The sequence below is a fragment of the Flavobacterium sp. DSR2-3-3 genome, assembly GCF_049896585.1.
In the GTDB taxonomy this organism is placed as follows: domain Bacteria; phylum Bacteroidota; class Bacteroidia; order Flavobacteriales; family Flavobacteriaceae; genus Flavobacterium.
Window position 1 is genome coordinate 34,630 of record NZ_JAFCUP010000009.1, and the last position, 17,944, is coordinate 52,573.

Here is a 17,944-nt window from a genome sequence, read left to right on the forward strand (position 1 = left end):
ATTTTGGGGTTCTTGTTTTTTACTACTTTTATAAAAGTTGAAAACGACTTCTACTTTTGATAGCTATCAGAACTGAAAATCACTGAATACTGAGCACTGTTTACTGAATTCTTATCATCAGGATAACATCAAATATACCTCTTGATTTAATGCTAATTCCGAATCGTGTTCGAAAAAAATCGCTCTTCTTTCAAAAGCTGCTTTGACTAAATAATGACTTCCTTTGAAATAACATTGTTTCACGACTGCTTTCATAATGGCGTTGTCCACCACTTTCAATTGATGCGGATACAACAAAAGCGAGGCATCTTCGTCATCTTCAAGTTCTATTAACTGAGACAATTTTAACTCATTTACTTCCCCAAAAAGTGAAGCAATATATTTGTTAGCGGGGTTTTCATACAAGGATTTGGAATCACCTTTTGCTACTACTTTTCCGTTTTGAACCACTATAGTTTCATCCGAAAACGACAAAGCATCAGTACTGTCATGTGTGGCAATAATGCAGGTGACGCCTTTGTCTTTTAAGTAACGGAATAAATTGCGACGCAAAGAATTCTTTCGGAAAGAATCAATTTGACTGAAAGGTTCGTCCAGCAAAATAATTTCAGGTTCCAAAGCTAAAACTCTTGCCAAGGCTACTCGCTGCTGTTGTCCACCACTCAGGAATTTTGCTTTTACTTTTGCGAAAGCGGTCATTTCGACCATTTCCAACAATTCTTGAACGCGGGCTTTCTTTAGTTCAGGATACATATTCGACAAGAACTTACCGACATTTTCTTCAACGGTTATGTACGGCATCAAATCGAAGTCCTGCGCTAAATATTTAATGTAATCTTCTCCGGGAACCAGATTGTATTTGGGTCCCAAAATGGGTTTATCATTATAGCTAATTGCTCCAGTATCCAAATCATACAATCCGTAAATCAGTTTTAGCAAGGTACTTTTACCGCAACCGCTTTCGCCAATAATAGCAGTATTTTGGCCTTTAGCAATCGTAAAACTTACATTTTCAATAACGGGGGTTTCAGTGTAAGTAAAGGAAATATCTTTTATCTCGAGCATCATCTTTTTTTAGAGCTACAAATTTACAATGTTTAATTCTAATTTAGACACAAAAAAAGGCTGCTTCTTGATGAAACAGCCTTAGTTTTTATGGTATTTTTTGCTTAGTTTTTCACTTCAGCTTCTGCATCTTTAATCATTTTATCGTTTGCAGTGATAGCAAATTCAACACGACGGTTTTGGCTTCTGCCCTCAACCGATTCATTAGAAGCAATTGGATCAGCAATTCCTAAACCAGTGACTTGAAACCTACTTGAAGAAACACCTTTGCTAGCTAAATAATTTTTAACTGCCGCTGCTCTTGCTGCTGAAAGTTTCAAATTGTAAGCTGCTGCACCCGTATTATCAGTATATCCGTAAATTGTGATATCAGTATCAGGGTATTCCGCGAAAACTGGAACTAATTTATCCAAATTTGCTTTTGCACCAGCAGTCAAAGAAGACTTGTTGGTATCAAAACGCACTGCATTTTCATTTAAAACTAATTTGATTCCTTCTCCAATACGAACCACTTCAGCTCCTGGAAGAACAGCATCAATTTCTCTTGCTTGTTTATCCATTTTGTTACCAATAACTCCACCGGCAACTCCACCAATAACACCACCCAGTACTGCGCCCATTGCGCCTTTTCCACCTTTTCCAAGATTGTTTCCAAGAACACCTCCAAGTACAGCTCCGGCAACTGCGCCGATTCCTGCTCCTCTCTGTGTTTTATTTGTATTTTTCACAGCCTCACAGCTTGTAAACATTGAACCAATAACCATTATCGTTGCTATTGCAACTATCGAAATCTTTTTCATATCTTTTTTTTTACTTATTAATTAACTTTTTGAAACTGATACACAACGTCAGTCATTTTTCCACCTACATTAATTTTATCTATCAATTGAAAAGAAGATTCTGTTTGATTGGCTACATTTAAAACATATCCTTCTCTAACTTTTCTAGCTTTTTCTCCAGCATTAAGTACTTTAAGTACAAATTGCCCCTCTTTATTAATAAACCATGTAATTGGTGAGCTGAATGTCATACAATTCGCTTTTGTCAAAGCCATAGTTCCTTTATTGTTATTCGAAACAAACTTCCAATTACTTCCTACGAAACATTCTGAATCTGCAATTTGAAAAGTATTCACTTTTACATATTGTGAACCTGGGTAGGTTACAGAACTAATAACCCAATTTCCTTTAATGGCAACCTGAGATTTTCTATCTGTGTTTGTACCTGTCGCTGACGTAGACTTACATGCGAACATCAGAACCGCTAGCGTGCACAATAAAATAACTTTTTTCATTTTCTTAAATTTAATGAATTAATACTTACACAAAGATACAATTGGATCTAACAAGTTTGTTTCAGAATTAAATTATTTTATATCATAATTAACGCTTGCGACAATTTGTCACTACATTTATAATTGGTATTCTATTTGAAAGGCTTATGGATATTCAAATAAACTAAAAAAAATCAAAATATGACAACAGGTAAAATTAATGTTTCGGTAGAAAACATCTTTCCCTTAATCAAGAAATTCTTATACAGCGATCACGAAATTTTCTTGCGTGAATTAATTTCTAACGGAACAGATGCGACACTCAAATTAAAGCATTTAACAAGCATTGGTGAAGCCAAAGTAGAATACGGAAACCCAATCATCGAGGTGAAAATCGATAAGGAAGGCAAGAAACTGCACATCATCGATCAAGGTTTGGGAATGACTGCTGATGAAGTAGAAAAATACATCAACCAAGTGGCGTTTTCTGGTGCTGAAGAATTTTTGGATAAATACAAAGATTCAGCTAAAGATTCTGGAATTATTGGCCATTTTGGTCTTGGTTTCTATTCAGCTTTTATGGTAGCCGAAAAAGTGGAAATCATCACTAAATCATTCAAAGATGAACCTGCTGCACATTGGACTTGTGATGGTAGTCCGGAATTTACCTTAGAGCCTGCTGACAAAACTACTCGCGGAACAGAAATTATCTTGCATATTGCTGAAGATTCTCTGGAATTCTTAGAAGATTCCAAAATAAATCAGCTTCTTAATAAGTACAATAAGTTCATGCCTATTCCAATTAAATTTGGAACTAAAACGGAGAAAATTGAACAAAAAAAGGGTGAAGAAGTTGCTGTAGAAGATAAAGACAAAACTTTTACTGAAGTAGAAGTTGACAACATCATCAACAACCCAAATCCAGCTTGGACGAAACAGCCAACTGAATTATCAGATGCTGATTACAAGGATTTCTACAGAGAAGTATATCCAATGCAGTTTGAAGAACCGTTATTCCACATTCATTTAAATGTTGATTATCCGTTTAACTTAACCGGTATTTTGTATTTCCCAAAATTAGGTTCTGATCTACAAATTCAGAAAGACAAAATCCAATTGTACCAAAATCAGGTGTACGTTACGGATAATGTAGAAGGAATTGTTCCTGAATTTTTGACTATGTTAAAAGGAGTTATAGACTCACCGGATATTCCTTTGAATGTATCTCGTTCTGGATTGCAAGCAGATGCTGCAGTGAAGAAAATCTCCAATTACATTACGCGTAAAGTTGCCGATAAATTGAAATCGTTGTTTACTGAAAACCGTGAGGATTTTGAACAAAAATGGAACGATATCAAAATCGTTTTGGAGTACGGAATGCTTTCTGAAGATAAATTCTACGAAAAAGCTGGCGCGTTTGTTTTGTATCCAACAGTTGATGGAAAATATTACACGCTGGAAGAATTAAAAGAAAATCTTGCTGCGAATCAAACGGATAAAGACGGGAAATTAGTGGTTTTATACGCTGGAAGTAAAGAAGCGCAACACTCTTATATCGAAATTGCAAAAGACAAAGGATATGAGGTATTAGTGCTTGATTCTCCAATTATTTCGCATTTAATTCAAAAAATTGAAGGTGATAACAGCAACATGACTTTTGTACGTGTGGATTCAGATCACATTGATAATTTAATCAAGAAAGAGGAAACGACTATTTCTAAATTATCCGAAGAAGAGCAGACCAACTTGAAAACCGTTTTAGAAGCTATTGTTCCTAAACAAACATATTCCGTACAACTGGAGGCTTTAGATAGCAATGCTTCTCCATTTATCATCACGCAACCGGAATTTATGCGTAGAATGAAAGAAATGAGTCAGTCTGGCGGCGGTGGAATGTTCGGAATGGGAAATATGCCCGAAATGTACAATTTAGTAGTAAATACTAATTCTGAATTGGCAACCAGCATTCTAAACAACAAAGATAAAGACGCTCAGGAAAGTTTGGTCAAACAAGCGCTTGACTTAGCTAAATTATCACAAAACCTATTAAAAGGAGAAGCATTAACCGCTTTTGTGAAAAGAAGTTTTGAGTTAATCAAATAAGCAGAGAAACCATTTTATGAAGTAAGTGTGAATCTCCTATTCTAAACTTGCTTCGGAATATCCAAAATATTAAAGCTGTCCAACCTTGGGCAGCTTTTTTTTTGGAGCAAAACGATTGTTTTCCAGAATTACTTTCGTCCCGCTATGCGCTACAATCTTTGCTTTTAGCTCACGCCAAAGCAAAGGATTTCCACTCCTATCGGGGCTATTTACAGCTTTTTAAGGTTATAACTTCGTTCAGCAAAAGGACTAACCAATTGATGATTTGTAAAGGATTATTTATATATTTGTATTTAAACCGCTATTTAATAGCGACAATCTACCCAATTTTGGGTGCATACTGGCTATAGAGTAACGGGTATATACAAGTTAGCCGTTATTTAACCGCAGAATTGCACAAAAAGAAAAATTAAGAAAATGAGAAAAATAATATTATTAGTTTTTATTATCACGAATTCGATAAATTTGGTTTACAGTCAAAAAACATTCTTAAACAAAGAATACGAATTTGAAATTCAAGAACCAGAAAATTGGATTGAAGCGAGTAATAAAGTTCTTCTAAAAAATCTTGAAAAGTTTGAAGTAAATGAAGAAAATCTGAACAAATTAATTTCAGATAATAAAGGTTCTGTTTTATTAACGTCATTTTACAAATATGATCCAAAAACTTACGCTGGAATAATTCCCACAATACAAATAAATGTAAGATCAAAAGGGAAAAGTGATTTTGAGCAATTTAAAAGTGGAATGGCGCAAAGTGCAAATGGATTTAAAAAATATTTTGAAGATTTTGAGTTTATAAATGAAATAACAGAAATTGAAATATCTGGAATTAAATGTGTTTATTTTATAGGTAAATTTACAATGAAAACACAAAACGGTCAAGAAATGAAGGTAAGAAGTAGAACTTATGCAATTCCTTATAAAAATTACTTTTTTCAATTGAACTTCACTGATGGACAAATTGGAGAAGATTGCACCAAAGAATTTGACGAATTGGTAAAAACAATAAAAATCGGTGTGAAAAAATAAACAACGGCTAACAGCCGTTTCAAGAAATGACGAAAAATGTGCAAAATTCACATTTTTCTTCCCGATCGCTCCGATATACCACAACAGTTAGCGCAGTTTTGCAAACTGTGCCCACAATAGTGAGCAAAAAATAGTGAGCAAATAAACCTTTTAAATTCTTCACTATATTTTGATTCCCATTTTGATGAAGATTCTTTTGAATATCTTTCCATAATTTTACACTTTCGTGTAAACCTATTTTCGGACAAGACATCTCAAAGCGCCGGAACTTTAGTGGTGATTTTGCGGAAAACGAAGAAGAAGAGCACTAATTAAAATCCTTTAAAAATAGTTTTAATCTATAAAAACAATAAATACTATAAGAACATACAATTAAAATATTGCCTTGTTTTAGATTTACCCTGATCGTGCCGATATACCACAACCGTTAGCGCAGTTTTGCAAACTGTGCCCACAATAGTGAGCAAACAATACAAATAATACAAAAAATGTCTACAAAGTATAAAGCCACAACAACCGAAGATGCTTATTTTATTTCTATTACTACAGTGGGTTGGGTAGATATTTTTACACGATTAAATCAAAAACAAATTATTATACAAGCGTTACACTATTGTCAAGATCAAAAGGGCTTAGAAATCTACGGATATTGTATTATGCACAGCCATATTCATCTGCTTTGCAAAGCAACAAACGGTTTTATACTATCCGATGTCATGCGCGATTTTAAAAAATATACATCTAAAAAAATTATATAGGCTATTATTGAACAGCCGGAAAGCAGAAGAGAATGGATGTTGGATTATTTTAAAAAAGCTTGTCAGCATTTAAAACTAGAACAACAATACAAAGTTTGGCAAAACGGCTATCATGCAGAACATATTTACAGCAATAAATTTATTAGACAAAAAATGGATTACATACACAACAATCCTGTAAATGAAAAAATTGTAACGATGCCGGAAGATTATTATTTCAGTTCTGCAAGAAATTATGCTACATTAGAAAATGAATTAGAGGTGGTTTTATTAGATTTATTTTAGTTGCCAATTGAAATGGGCATAGTTTGCAAAACTGCGCTAACGATTGTCTTTAAATAAGCGATCTGACAAAGGAAATTCGCAATTTAAAAATTTCAAAAAAAAGGATCGTAAAACATATTTAATTGATCACTGGAATCAGGTATTGCATCTCCGATTTAACGAAAGTTTCGAGATGGTTAGATAAAATTTCACCTTAAACTCTGGGAAGAAAATTGTAACCTGCAAGCGCAAACTTGCAGGTTTTTTGTTTAAAAAATTACCATATTATGCGCTGCATTTAAACAACAATTAGTATGCTAAACTACACCGGATAAAGCACCATATTAAATGTGACACAGCACAATTGAAAAATAAATAGGCATTCCAAAAGTAATGTTAAAAGGAAACGTTACCGCCAAAGCCATAGGCAAAAAGATCCCTGGATTCGCCTTTGGAACTGCTATTTTCATCGCGGCCGGAACGGCAATATAAGAAGCACTCGCCGCCAGGACAGCAAAAATAAAACGATTCCCAACATCATCGGTAACGAATTGACTTAAAAAAGCAACAATACACCCGTTTAGCAATGGGAAAACAACAGCAAAAAAGACGCTAAACCAGCCACTTTTGAAAAAATCATTTAATTTTCGTCCACTAACAATTCCCATATCCAATAAAAATAAAGCCAAAAACCCTTTGAAAATATCAGTAGTAAATGGCTTAATTCCTAAAGCCTGTTGCTCACTGGCCAAAAACCCAATAACCAAACTTCCAAGAATCAAGAGTACGCTTCCGTTGGTAAACGAGTGTTTAACAATCGTACTCATTTTAGTTTTCTGAACTTTTTCCTTACTAAATAATCGGATTAAAATTACTCCAATAATGATTGCAGGGGCTTCCATCAGCGCCATAACAGCAACCATGTGGCCGCTAAAATTGTAATTTTGAATTTCTAAAAAAGAGATGGCAGTTACAAAGGTAACTGCACTCACGGATCCATAAGCCGCAGCAATAGCACCTGAATTCTCAATGCTATATTTTTTCTTTAAAATAAAAAAGGTATAAAATGGAATTAATACCGCAATCAATACCCCAAAAACAATAGACCAAAGTATGTCAACAGTAAAGTGACTGTGCGCTAGTTCCTGTCCGCCTTTAAAACCAATGGAAAAAAGCAGGTACAGCGATATAAATTTAGAGGTATTCTCAGGAATTTCTAAGTCACTTTTTACGTAGACTGCTATAATTCCCAACACAAAAAACAATAAGGCTGGATTAGTTAAATTATCCAGTAATAAACTAAGATTCATATTTTAATTATTTTAAAATTATTTTAAACATATTGATTATCTTATCTTTTCAAATCGCAATCTTTTTCCTTTTATATCTGTCTTTACAAGTCCTTTTTCATACACCAAATTTCCATTTACAAAAGTTGAATTGATGCTGCTTTTAAAAACCTGTCCTACAAAAGGAGACCACTTGCATTTATATAAAAGAGAGCTTGTGGTTACTTCCTGTTTTTTATTTAAATCGACTAAAACTAGATCGGCAAAATAGCCCTCTCGTATGAAGCCTCTTTCTTTGATTCTATAGATTTCGGCTACATTATGGCTCATTTTTTCTACAATTTTCTCCAAAGGAATTTCTCCACGGTGAAATAATTCTAACATTGCTAAAAGAGCATGTTGCACTAATGGTCCGCCTGAAAGCGCCTGAAAATAATTCCCCGCTTTTTCGGCAATAGTATGGGGAGCATGATCCGTTGCAATAATATCTATTGAATTATTGAGCAAATTCTCCAGTAAACCTTTTCTATCTTGCTCTGTTTTTATGGAGGGATTCCATTTGATCTTGGAGCCCAATCTATCATAATCGGCGTCTGAAAACCAAAGATGATGGATACAAGCCTCGGCGGTGATTCGTTTATCTCGAATGGGTATCGTATTATCAAATAATTTGGCTTCCGCCAAAGTTGAGATATGAAATAAATGTAAGCGAGTGTGGTATTTTTCAGCAATAGAAAGTACTCTCTTGGTAGCTTTTCGGCAAACTTCCTCATCCCGAATAAGGGAATGATAAAAAAAAGGAATTTCAGTTCCGTAAAGTCGTTTATAATCCTCCGTGTTCTTTTTTATCAGTGAATCATCTTCGCTGTGCAAAGCCACCAAGGTGTCGGTTCTTGAAAAAAGTTGCTCCAAAAATTCTGGATAATTGGCTAAAATCCCCTCATCATTATTAAAATAAAGCCCATCATCCGTAATTCCACATACATTTTCGGTATTAGTTTTTAAAGCTTCTTCCAAGTTATGCTTAGAAATCCCCATAAAAAACGAATAATTAGCAATTGATTTTACAGCCGCTATCGAATATTTTTCTTCTAATAAATCTTGAGTCAGCGTGTTAGGAATCGTGTTGGGCATATCCATAAAGGAGGTAATGCCACCAGCCACAGCCGCCACAGATTCCGAAAAAAGGGTGCCTTTATGAGTTAGTCCGGGATCTCTAAAATGAACTTGATCATCAATCACGCCAGGCAACAGATAAAGTCCAGTTGCGTCAATTTCAATTATTTTTTTAGCTGGGTTTACGACAATCGATGGAGCTATCTTTTCAATTCTTTCTGCTGATATCAATACATCTAAAACACGTATCTGACCTTCGTTAACTACAGTTGCGTTTCTTATAATACTATCCATATTTTATTTTTGCGTGGCTCTTTTTAACCGGTCATTTATCGTTTTGCCTAAGCCAATGTCTGGAAATCGTTCCGCTATAATGCAGTCGAGGTTGCACTTATCCAATCGATGCAAAGCAGCATACAATTGTGAAGCTGCTTCTGCTAGATTTCCTGTTGAAGATAAAATTTCCTGTTGAACAATTTTTGGATCATCAATTCCTTTTTGGAATACTAGAACTCCTATTTTCTGATCCGGGAACGTTATCAGCTTCTTCTTCACATCAGCTGTCAAAAAAGTCGATGTCAAAGGCGCATAGTGCTTAGAAAACATTCCTGGTGCCGCTGGAGCGATATCATCATGGGTAATCATTTTTACCGGCCCTACAATTGCTTGAATATCCTCTATTGCCAAAGAGCCCAAGCGGTATGCTACAGGCTCTCCGTTTTCAAATCCTATGATGGTCGATTCTATTCCCCTTTGACAAGCTCCCCCATCTAAAACCATAGGCAACACCTCTTCAAAATAGCCGGCGACATGTGTTGCCGTAGTGGGACTAATAGAGCCAAAAGGATTAGCGCTTGGAGCCGCGAGAGGATAGGCTATTTGATTCAATAGTGCTAAGGCTACAGGGTGATTTGGAACTCTGACTGCTACTGTATCTTTACCACCGGTAACTAAATCCGGAATGGCAATTTGCTTTTTTAAAACCAAAGTTAAAGGTCCCGGCCAAAAAGTTTTCGCTAACAAGGCAGCTTTTTCAGGAATGTCTCTCGCTATTTCAGAAAGAGAAGCTGCCGATTTTATGTGAACAATTAATGGATTAAAAAATGGTCGTTTTTTCATAGCAAATATGCGCTCTACCGCCTTCGAACTGTAAATGTTGGCGGCTAAACCATAAACCGTTTCGGTAGGAATTCCTATGATTTGCTCCTGATTTAAAAGCGCAACAGCTTTTGGAATCGAACTACTGATTATATTCATATTTTAAGGGTTACAGGAATCGCAGAATCCTGGTTCTTCGGTTATTTTTTGATGGGGATGCATTTTTTCAGAACTAAAAAAGCACTTTTTACAACTGTAAATAAAACTCAAGGTAGATCGCGTGGGCGCTGAACACCAGGAACAAGGTAAGCCCTGTTTCATATCTGTCACACTAAAACCTGGAGTTTTACAACTGGGACATTCGGTTTTTATAATTTCCAGTAATTTTTGTGCCGCTACTTTTATCACACCCATACGAGTGGGGTTGTACAGGGCACGCATATCGGTTTCGGCATAAACACTACCATATACGTTCATAAGGTGCTGAAAAGTATCCTCCAATTGACTCATGACAGTAATCCCTTTACTTATCGCAGTACAGTCATTCTCCGCAGTTCTCAAAATTATGGCATGGCTAGGAAATTGAACTCTATTTGCAAAATCTAAGAGCATTCCTTTATTAAGGATTTTTTCTCCATAAAAATTTGTCTCCAAACTGAGCTCTCTGGCAATGATTTCTAAGTCGTTTTTTTTATCGATGAAAATTAAAAACTCATCATCGGCCTGCGCAAAAAAAATAGAAGGATGTGACCCAAAGGAACCTTCACTGGCTATTCCTAAATCGCAATCAAATTCTTCCATTGCCGCCAAGCATTTAGCTTTAACCGTTTCTAATGCCGTGTTTTTTCGCTCCACTTCGCCTGAAAAAGTGCCAAAAATATCCGAATCATACTTTTCAGGAACAAAACAGTGAACACCTAAACCTTTTTCAAAAATTGGAGCAATCACCTGTTCTTTGTGATGTTTAGTTGCAATAAGCAATTTCCTGTCTTTAAACATCCACTTCTGTTTTGCTTTTGGGTAGGAGTACTATTTGAATCACACCTTCAATTTTTAGCTCCATATTTTTTAAGGATGCTTCGCTGATGAGATCTTTGATATAATCTGAGGCCTCAGAAAGAGTTTCGAGCCTTGTTTTTGAATGAGAATTGTCTTCTTCAAATCGAATTTGATTACTAAATTTTTCTAAATTATGGTAATTAATCTTATTATTGATTAACGAAAACAGTACTTTACCGGCTTCTGATGGTGCAAATTGACCTTCAACTAGCTTAAATTGATATTCTTTTTCCATAGCTATTTTATAATAATTTTTGAATTTTTGGTAATTTGTAAGTAGTAAAAAATATTCCGATTCCCAAAAACAAAGTAAAAAAGATGTTTTTAGGCTCAAGGAGAGTCAAGAGGATTCCACAGATGAGCCATATCGCTCCAATGAACAAACTAATATTTTTATTTTTCATAATAATTATTTTTTTTTCTTTAGCGAAAAGACTAGCAAAAACCTACTCCTATTAAATTCTTTCCCTATTTAATAAAATATCCTTTCTCAAATAAATAGTGGCTAAATCATTTTTTATTGACCCTGACCCAATGAAAATGCAATTTTACCATCAAACTTATATAAATTTTCAGTTTTGATACTATCAATATCCGCGTCTATAAATTGCTGTAACAATTGAATAATTTCATTCTTACTAACTATTTTGCCATCCTCAGCTTTAAAACGACATCTCCAGTGATCCGTACAAAATGTTTGTTTAAATCCTTCTGGCCAAACTTTGATTCCTCTATTGGTAATCATATTCAGTTTTAAATTAACAGTTCCTATATTTTTAAGCATCTCTGCTAATACATCAGGTTCAGTTCCATTCCAATGCACAAAAACATCATGACCTACCAATTCTTTTTTAGCGGCTGGTCTTTTCTTATATTTTGGTAGATGTAGCGGTTGACCATTTTTATAATCTACCGCAGCAAGCTGTTTCGGTTTTTGCCCTAAATTTAAGATAACTGCATCCGCAAATTCTGCAGTTCCAACTTTCAAACTACTTACCCCTTCTTTAAATATATCGTACGTATGAATACCGTCTTCAAGAGTTTTTAACCATGCGTTCTGTATTTTACTGGCTACCTCGTTTTGCCCCATGTGATTTAACATCATTACTGCTCCTTGTAACAATCCCGACGGATTCGCTACATTTTGTCCAGCCCTTCTCGGTGCTGATCCGTGAATAGCCTCAAACATGGCACATTCTTCCCCAATATTAGCTGAACCTGCCAATCCCACAGAGCCTGCAATTTGCGCGGCAATATCTGAAATCACATCTCCATATAAATTTAAAGTCACTATGACATCGAAATTTTCGGGTGTATCACTCATTTTCGCGGCCCCTATATCAATAATCCAGTGCTCGTTTTCAATTTCAGGATATTCTTTAGCTAACTCATCAAACACTTCATGGAATAATCCGTCAGTTTGCTTCATAATATTGTCTTTCGTGAAACAAGTCACTTTTTTTCTCCCATACTGTTTGGCATATTCAAAAGCATAGCGAACAATTTTTTCACACCCGGGACGGCTGATAATTTTTAGGCATTGGATAACCTCATCAGTTTGTTGATGTTCGATACCAGCATATAGATCTTCTTCATTTTCACGAATTATGACAATATCCATTTTAGGGTGCTTTGTTTCCACAAAAGGATGCAAACTCATACATGGTCTAACATTAGAATACAATCCTAAGAATTTTCTGGTTGTAACATTCAGACTTTTGTAGCCCCCGCCTTGAGGAGTCGTTATCGGAGCTTTAAGAAAAACTTTATTATTAATTATCGTTTCCCAAGACGATTTTTCGATTCCGGACGTATTACCTTTTAAATACACTTTTTCACCAACTTCAATTTCATCAAATTCTAGCTGCGCTCCCGCAGCTTTGATGATTTTCAGAGTAGCATCCATGATTTCAGGCCCTATTCCGTCTCCTTTCGCGATTGTTATTCTTTGCATATCTTTATTATTTATTTTCTTCAAAGGTAAAATGAGCTATCCATAAATTTTTATTTATATTTGTAATGATAAACATTAAAATTATTTATGAATTACACGCTCCACCAACTACAGGTATTTCTAAAAATTACGCAAAATAAAAGTATCACTAAGGCGGCAATAGAACTGCATCTTACCCAGCCCGCAGTATCTATACAGTTAAGGAATTTTCAAGACCAATTTGATGTTCCTCTAACAGAAGTAATTGGACGGAAATTATACGTAACCGATTTTGGGAAAGAAATTGCTATTGCTGCGGAAAAAATATTAAACGAAGTGCATGCGATTAATTTTAAAACAATGGCATTTAAAGGACAACTGACCGGAAGATTGAAAATTTCCGTTGTATCAACTGGCAAATATGTAATACCTTATTTCTTATCTGACTTTCTAAAACAAAATCAAGGTGTCGAATTACTACTTGATGTAACCAATAAAACAAAAGTGTTAAAAAATTTAGAAAATAATGAAGTAGATTTTTCTTTAGTTTCCGTTCTACCAGAAACCTTACAAATTGAAAAAATAGAATTGATGCCCAATACTCTTTACCTTGTTGCCAACATTGATCAGCAAATAGGGAATGAAATTCAGGATAAAAAAATCATTGAAAATTTACCAATAATTTATCGCGAGCAAGGGTCTGGAACCAGATATATAATGGAAAAATTTATAGAGTATAACCAGCTAACGGTTCCAAAAAAAATGGTACTCACCTCAAACGAAGCGGTAAAGCAAGCAGTATTGGCAGGACTTGGATGTTCTATAATGCCCATAATTGGTATAAAAAACGAACTCAATAACGGCAGCCTGCAAATCATTCCAGTCAAAGGCTTACCTATTCAATCCAACTGGAATTTAATCTGGCTTAAAGGCAAGAAATTTTCACCTGTAGCAAAAGCGTATATCAAATTTATTGAACTAGAAAAAACGAGAATTATCGAGCAAAAATTTAACTGGATTATGTAATAAATTACTTTAATCATTATAGGAACAAACATAACCTTTGAACAAGATGATTTTGCAGATGGAAACTCTGGCATTTTTTTTGGTTTGCACTGTTGCATTAACGACTTAAAAACGATTTTGATCATTGTACTCTTGGCAAAACAACAAAACATTCACCAAATCTCGCTTACCGTTGGAAATTCTCTATTTTTCAGTTTTTCATGTAAGCTAATTTTCGTTTTTATAAATAGTTTCCGCTACATTTTCGTAGGCTTTAAAATATACAATTACCTCAACTTCAGCAGTTGTAATTTCTAAATTATCGAAATAATGATTTATCACCCAGTGATAGAAAACTCCTTTTAACTCTTACTTTGCAATTTTGCTTTTTGTCTAAAGCGAGACAATTCCTTTCCTAAGATAACTACTTTTTCCTTTACGATTTTTAGCTTCCCTTTTTTTGTATCTCAACAAGTTATAAATTTCAAGAAGACCCATTTCTTTAACTTGTTAGATTAGAATTGTCAAATTAAAAGAATTGTCAACTGATGATAAAAATAATCCAGATTGATCTAACGATTCTTTTAACGACAATAGATCCTCCTTTCCCCACTAAAAAATCTGATGACAGCAAAAGTCAATAAATTCTTCAAATTAAATTCATTTACTTGTATTTTTTAGACCTTAAAGTCCGAGAATCCTTTGAAGTAAATTTTAGTAATGCTACTTTTTTTGATTTTTTCACAAGTTGGTCTATCTCATTTAAACAGGTAGTTGGACCAATAACCGCAAGAAAAATAGGTTTTATCGCAATATTTTACCAGTTTTTTATAATTCAAGCTTTTCAAATGACCCGTTTCAAATGGACTTATGATTTTTATTTAAAATTTATCTGGGTTTATTTTGGAATGTTTGTAAAACAGATTGTTTAAAACACTTCAATTTCGCAGATACAACAGATTTATTTCTCTAACAATTTCCTATTTAATTACATTTATGACATTTAAAATATTCATATTTATACCTAAATAGCTAAGCATATTAAAATAAGACCATCCGAAACAAAAAAACTTAAGAAGAGAGCCCGTCAAAAGTGTTAAAAGAAAAAAAGTTTGATAAAAAACGGAAATCAACTGAGGAAAAATATACAACTAAATTGTACCCATAAATAATCCGATAAATTATTGCATTTTAATATTATTTGATAAGAAATGTCTGGAAATTAGCGATGAAAACTAAGATGATTCGAGCTGCATCAAAACAAAAATATCAAAGAAAGTAGATAATAAAATACCAATAAGAATAGAGATAAAAATAGTAGAAACCGGAATCAGCCGATTATAAATTTCCATTTTTTTGATTGTGAATTTCATTCCAAAATCAACATAATAACCAATTGTCAATAAAACAAAACCAATAATAAACTCATAAATACCACTGGTAAATGTGTCCATTTATTTTATCTAATTTTGAAATATGTTCTTGACCAGCTGTCTGAATTTTTGTTTATTACAATAAATTTCGATAAGTAAATTTAGCTTAAATATGTCTTTTTACGATAAATTTTGCTTACTTTGTAAGTTAAATAGACTAATAGCAGATACAATAATATTAGCAAAAACATAATAATATCTGTTAAAAGGAAGTTTTAACGGCTAATGTGAAAGAAGTTTTGATAAAATTTCAAACCATAAAAAAACCTGCAAGCGTAAACTTGCAGGTTTTTTATCGTTTAAAAACATAGAAAATTAAAAACAATATCTTTATTGATTCAGGATATTTCCTCCTTCTTCTTTTTTCTCTTTATTTAATAAATTAGGATCTTCTTTTGCCAATTTATTTTTGGTTGGAATTTTATAATTTATACTGAACCCAAAACGACGCGTATCATTTTTATTCGCTAGTAACAAAGGAGTTCCAACAGAACTGAACACAAATCGATTCGAATTAAAGATATCGTCAGCACTTATGGAAACTGACAACTGGTCTTTGAAAAACTTTTTCGAAAACGTTAAATCAAGCGTATTGTTAAAAGGCTTCTCTGCAATGAAATAAAAATAATTCCCCTTAGACATAATGTAATTAAAGTTAGCTACAAACTTGATGTCTTTTGGCAACAAAATTTGAGACATCAAATTAAACATCCAGAAACCATTGGTCTTAATTTCAGGAATTTGATGAAACTGATACGCTGTATACACATACAAAAAGTTCATTTTATCCGGATTAATATTCATTTTCATGGTTTCTTTAAGTCCTTCTGTAAACAACATATATGGAATTGGCATTCCCACATTAAAATTGTGAATTTTAATTCGAGGAACATTTATATTTGTATTTACCACAACATTATCTGTAAGCAACACTCTGTTAATTACCTGATTTTGAGCAGAGCTTACGTTATAACCGATAAAAGCATAATCAAAAGCACTTAATTTTGCTTCATAATTATCAAAAATAGTAGGTTGCAAATTAGGATTTCCAGAGTATTCTATATTTGGATTTTGATAATTAGTGTTGTTTGGATTTAGAGCTGAAGTGCTTGGCAAACTTATTTTCTTGTTGTAATTCACGTTAAAATAAACCGAATTACTAAAATTATATTGAGCGCTGGCATTTGGAAAAAAACGGAATTGTTTAAACGGAATTAAATCGGCGGTATTGGTTTTTCCGGTAATATTGTAATCCTCGGCTCTACCTCCCACAATAAAATTGAACTTGTCAAATTTAGATTGTAGCTCTCCATAAGCTGATGCTGTTTTTCGTTGATAATCCAGATTGACAATTTGCATGTTTTGGGCTTCAAAAAGAAGCGCTTCATACAAACCTCCAAAGCTGATTTTCCCTTCATCAGAAAATGCAATAGGTTGCGAATAATCAAATTTAGCATTGTACAACCGCTGTGTTGAAGCATTATCTAATATGGCAATGTTATTTGTTCTTGAATTCAGTGTGAAATCATTTTGATTACTGTTGTAATTAAATTTGAAGTCTAATTTTTTAGATTTATCCTCAAACTTTTTTTGGAAAGTAACAACAAAATCCTGACGTAAAGCATCTGTAAAGGAATCATCATTGGTGCTGAAACCAGGACCATTACCTAATGTATTGCTATTATTATTGCTGTAGTTTACATCGTAATTAAATAACAAACGGTCGTTGCCAATATCAAACGTAAGTGCGGATTTTGCAAAATTAGTACGTCCGAAGCGATCTGCTTCAGTAGTGGAAAGTATCGAAGTCGTATTGTTTTCTTTTGTAGTCAGTGAAGTCCACACCGCAGATTCTCTATAATTTTGTCCAACATTCAATTGCCATCCAAAATATTTATTTTTAGCACTTAACAACAAACTATTATTGATTCTCCATCTCAAATGGTCATAACTCGTAAAATTAGTGCTATTCGTATACGTGGCGCTTAAATAATTTTTAGCGTTTTTATTAGTGATGATATTCATGATCGCACCACCCGAAGTCGCGGGAAACTCTGCCCCTGGTTGTGTGATGATTTCAATTTTTTCAATTGCATTCGCAGGCATTCCTTCCAGAAAAGAATTTAATTCATTTGAGGTGATATTAAGCGGTCTTCCGTCCATAAAAACATCCAACTGTTTGCCTTGATACATCATCCCGGCAACATCTGAAGCGATAAGTCCAGGTAATTTTTTGATCCCTTCTAATACCGATCCGGAATTTAAACTGGGCTGACCGGAAAAATCAAATATAGTTCTATCCGCTTTCTGTTCAATTGCTTTTTTAGTTTTTACAATTGCAACTTCATTCAGTTCTACTGCTTTTTTGGGTTCTTCTTGAGCTGAGAGTGTGAATATTGCTCCTAAAAAAAACATACTCAATAAATAATTCTTCTTCATCGTTTCTATTTGTGTTACTCTTTTAGTAGTACTAAGCTTCTAAACGTTACCAAAAAACGAACAGATTTTAGAAAATT

At 34.0% G+C, this 17,944-nt stretch carries 14 protein-coding genes and 1 pseudogene; 4 read left to right on the forward strand and 11 right to left on the reverse strand.

Translation table 11 applies throughout. The annotated features are described in order from the left end of the window. Positions 1 to 117 precede the first annotated feature (117 nt). The 3 genes from ACP7AQ_RS12395 to ACP7AQ_RS12405 form a co-directional block, all read right to left on the reverse strand. On the reverse strand, positions 118 to 1,065 hold the full coding sequence (locus ACP7AQ_RS12395; protein WP_426095758.1) for an ABC transporter ATP-binding protein: 948 nt from the start codon (positions 1,063 to 1,065) through the stop codon (positions 118 to 120). A 104-nt stretch (positions 1,066 to 1,169) separates the two neighbouring features. Then, positions 1,170 to 1,865, reverse strand: a complete 696-nt coding sequence (locus ACP7AQ_RS12400) for an OmpA family protein (RefSeq protein ID WP_426092232.1) — start codon at positions 1,863 to 1,865, stop codon at positions 1,170 to 1,172. Positions 1,866 to 1,882: 17 nt separating this feature from the next. Next, positions 1,883 to 2,359 (reverse strand): lipocalin family protein, encoded by a 477-nt coding sequence (locus tag ACP7AQ_RS12405; protein ID WP_426064914.1) that lies wholly within the window; start codon positions 2,357 to 2,359, stop codon positions 1,883 to 1,885. 180 nt (positions 2,360 to 2,539) lie between these two features. Here ACP7AQ_RS12405 and htpG point away from each other — a divergent pair, with 180 nt between their 5' ends. The 3 genes and pseudogenes from htpG (at position 2,540) to ACP7AQ_RS12420 (ending at position 6,516) form a co-directional block, all read left to right on the forward strand. After that, on the forward strand, positions 2,540 to 4,441 hold the full coding sequence (htpG, locus tag ACP7AQ_RS12410) for a molecular chaperone HtpG (protein ID WP_426095663.1): 1,902 nt from the start codon (positions 2,540 to 2,542) through the stop codon (positions 4,439 to 4,441). 417 nt (positions 4,442 to 4,858) lie between these two features. Then, positions 4,859 to 5,473, forward strand: a complete 615-nt coding sequence (locus ACP7AQ_RS12415; RefSeq protein WP_426095664.1) for a hypothetical protein — start codon at positions 4,859 to 4,861, stop codon at positions 5,471 to 5,473. Between the two features lie 488 nt (positions 5,474 to 5,961). Beyond that, positions 5,962 to 6,516, forward strand: a pseudogene (locus tag ACP7AQ_RS12420) (REP-associated tyrosine transposase). A 323-nt stretch (positions 6,517 to 6,839) separates the two neighbouring features. Here the strand turns inward: ACP7AQ_RS12420 and ACP7AQ_RS12425 are convergent. The 6 genes from ACP7AQ_RS12425 to ACP7AQ_RS12450 all read right to left on the reverse strand — a co-directional run bounded on the left by ACP7AQ_RS12425 (position 6,840) and on the right by ACP7AQ_RS12450 (position 13,011). Further along, positions 6,840 to 7,805: a sodium-dependent bicarbonate transport family permease gene (locus ACP7AQ_RS12425; protein WP_426095665.1), complete on the reverse strand. Its 966-nt coding sequence runs from the start codon at positions 7,803 to 7,805 to the stop codon at positions 6,840 to 6,842. Between the two features lie 36 nt (positions 7,806 to 7,841). Then, complete coding sequence (locus ACP7AQ_RS12430; RefSeq protein WP_426095666.1) at positions 7,842 to 9,194, reverse strand: dihydroorotase; 1,353 nt, start codon at positions 9,192 to 9,194, stop codon at positions 7,842 to 7,844. Between the two features lie 3 nt (positions 9,195 to 9,197). Continuing rightward, a complete protein-coding gene (locus ACP7AQ_RS12435; protein WP_426095667.1) occupies positions 9,198 to 10,157 on the reverse strand; it encodes an L-threonylcarbamoyladenylate synthase in 960 nt (319 codons plus the stop codon). A gap of 3 nt (positions 10,158 to 10,160) precedes the next feature. Next, a complete protein-coding gene (locus tag ACP7AQ_RS12440; RefSeq protein WP_426095668.1) occupies positions 10,161 to 10,997 on the reverse strand; it encodes a DUF6671 family protein in 837 nt (278 codons plus the stop codon). Beyond that, positions 10,990 to 11,292 carry a hypothetical protein gene (locus ACP7AQ_RS12445; protein ID WP_426095669.1) on the reverse strand — a complete coding sequence of 101 codons (303 nt, stop codon included), beginning with the start codon at positions 11,290 to 11,292 and terminating at the stop codon, positions 10,990 to 10,992. Before ACP7AQ_RS12445 ends, ACP7AQ_RS12440 begins: the two co-directional genes overlap by 8 nt. 282 nt (positions 11,293 to 11,574) lie before the next feature. Next, a complete protein-coding gene (locus tag ACP7AQ_RS12450) occupies positions 11,575 to 13,011 on the reverse strand; it encodes an NADP-dependent isocitrate dehydrogenase (protein WP_426064925.1) in 1,437 nt (478 codons plus the stop codon). Between the two features lie 87 nt (positions 13,012 to 13,098). Here ACP7AQ_RS12450 and ACP7AQ_RS12455 point away from each other — a divergent pair, with 87 nt between their 5' ends. Then, the gene (locus ACP7AQ_RS12455; protein WP_426064926.1) at positions 13,099 to 14,016 is read left to right on the forward strand and encodes a LysR family transcriptional regulator; all 918 of its coding nucleotides are present in this window, start codon (positions 13,099 to 13,101) and stop codon (positions 14,014 to 14,016) included. A 1,214-nt stretch (positions 14,017 to 15,230) separates the two neighbouring features. On the opposite strand, the gene ACP7AQ_RS12460 is transcribed toward ACP7AQ_RS12455, so the two are convergent. Both ACP7AQ_RS12460 and ACP7AQ_RS12465 read right to left on the reverse strand, forming a co-directional pair. Beyond that, positions 15,231 to 15,449, reverse strand: a complete 219-nt coding sequence (locus tag ACP7AQ_RS12460; protein WP_426095670.1) for a hypothetical protein — start codon at positions 15,447 to 15,449, stop codon at positions 15,231 to 15,233. A 309-nt stretch (positions 15,450 to 15,758) separates the two neighbouring features. Beyond that, positions 15,759 to 17,867 (reverse strand): TonB-dependent receptor domain-containing protein, encoded by a 2,109-nt coding sequence (locus tag ACP7AQ_RS12465; RefSeq protein WP_426095671.1) that lies wholly within the window; start codon positions 17,865 to 17,867, stop codon positions 15,759 to 15,761. Between the last annotated feature and the right edge of the window lie 77 nt (positions 17,868 to 17,944).

What these genes read in the sequence shown, in the direction of transcription:
- ACP7AQ_RS12445 (WP_426095669.1), bottom strand. Translation starts at nt 11,292, where the DNA reads ATGGAAAAAGAATATCAATTTAAGCTAGTTGAAGGTCAATTTGCACCA.
- ACP7AQ_RS12430 (WP_426095666.1), bottom strand. Translation starts at nt 9,194, where the DNA reads ATGGATAGTATTATAAGAAACGCAACTGTAGTTAACGAAGGTCAGATA.
- ACP7AQ_RS12415 (WP_426095664.1), top strand. Translation starts at nt 4,859, where the DNA reads ATGAGAAAAATAATATTATTAGTTTTTATTATCACGAATTCGATAAAT.
- ACP7AQ_RS12425 (WP_426095665.1), bottom strand. Translation starts at nt 7,805, where the DNA reads ATGAATCTTAGTTTATTACTGGATAATTTAACTAATCCAGCCTTATTG.
- ACP7AQ_RS12435 (WP_426095667.1), bottom strand. Translation starts at nt 10,157, where the DNA reads ATGAATATAATCAGTAGTTCGATTCCAAAAGCTGTTGCGCTTTTAAAT.
- ACP7AQ_RS12395 (WP_426095758.1), bottom strand. Translation starts at nt 1,065, where the DNA reads ATGCTCGAGATAAAAGATATTTCCTTTACTTACACTGAAACCCCCGTT.
- ACP7AQ_RS12465 (WP_426095671.1), bottom strand. Translation starts at nt 17,867, where the DNA reads ATGAAGAAGAATTATTTATTGAGTATGTTTTTTTTAGGAGCAATATTC.
- ACP7AQ_RS12400 (WP_426092232.1), bottom strand. Translation starts at nt 1,865, where the DNA reads ATGAAAAAGATTTCGATAGTTGCAATAGCAACGATAATGGTTATTGGT.
- htpG (WP_426095663.1), top strand. Translation starts at nt 2,540, where the DNA reads ATGACAACAGGTAAAATTAATGTTTCGGTAGAAAACATCTTTCCCTTA.
- ACP7AQ_RS12450 (WP_426064925.1), bottom strand. Translation starts at nt 13,011, where the DNA reads ATGCAAAGAATAACAATCGCGAAAGGAGACGGAATAGGGCCTGAAATC.
- ACP7AQ_RS12440 (WP_426095668.1), bottom strand. Translation starts at nt 10,997, where the DNA reads ATGTTTAAAGACAGGAAATTGCTTATTGCAACTAAACATCACAAAGAA.
- ACP7AQ_RS12405 (WP_426064914.1), bottom strand. Translation starts at nt 2,359, where the DNA reads ATGAAAAAAGTTATTTTATTGTGCACGCTAGCGGTTCTGATGTTCGCA.
- ACP7AQ_RS12460 (WP_426095670.1), bottom strand. Translation starts at nt 15,449, where the DNA reads ATGGACACATTTACCAGTGGTATTTATGAGTTTATTATTGGTTTTGTT.
- ACP7AQ_RS12455 (WP_426064926.1), top strand. Translation starts at nt 13,099, where the DNA reads ATGAATTACACGCTCCACCAACTACAGGTATTTCTAAAAATTACGCAA.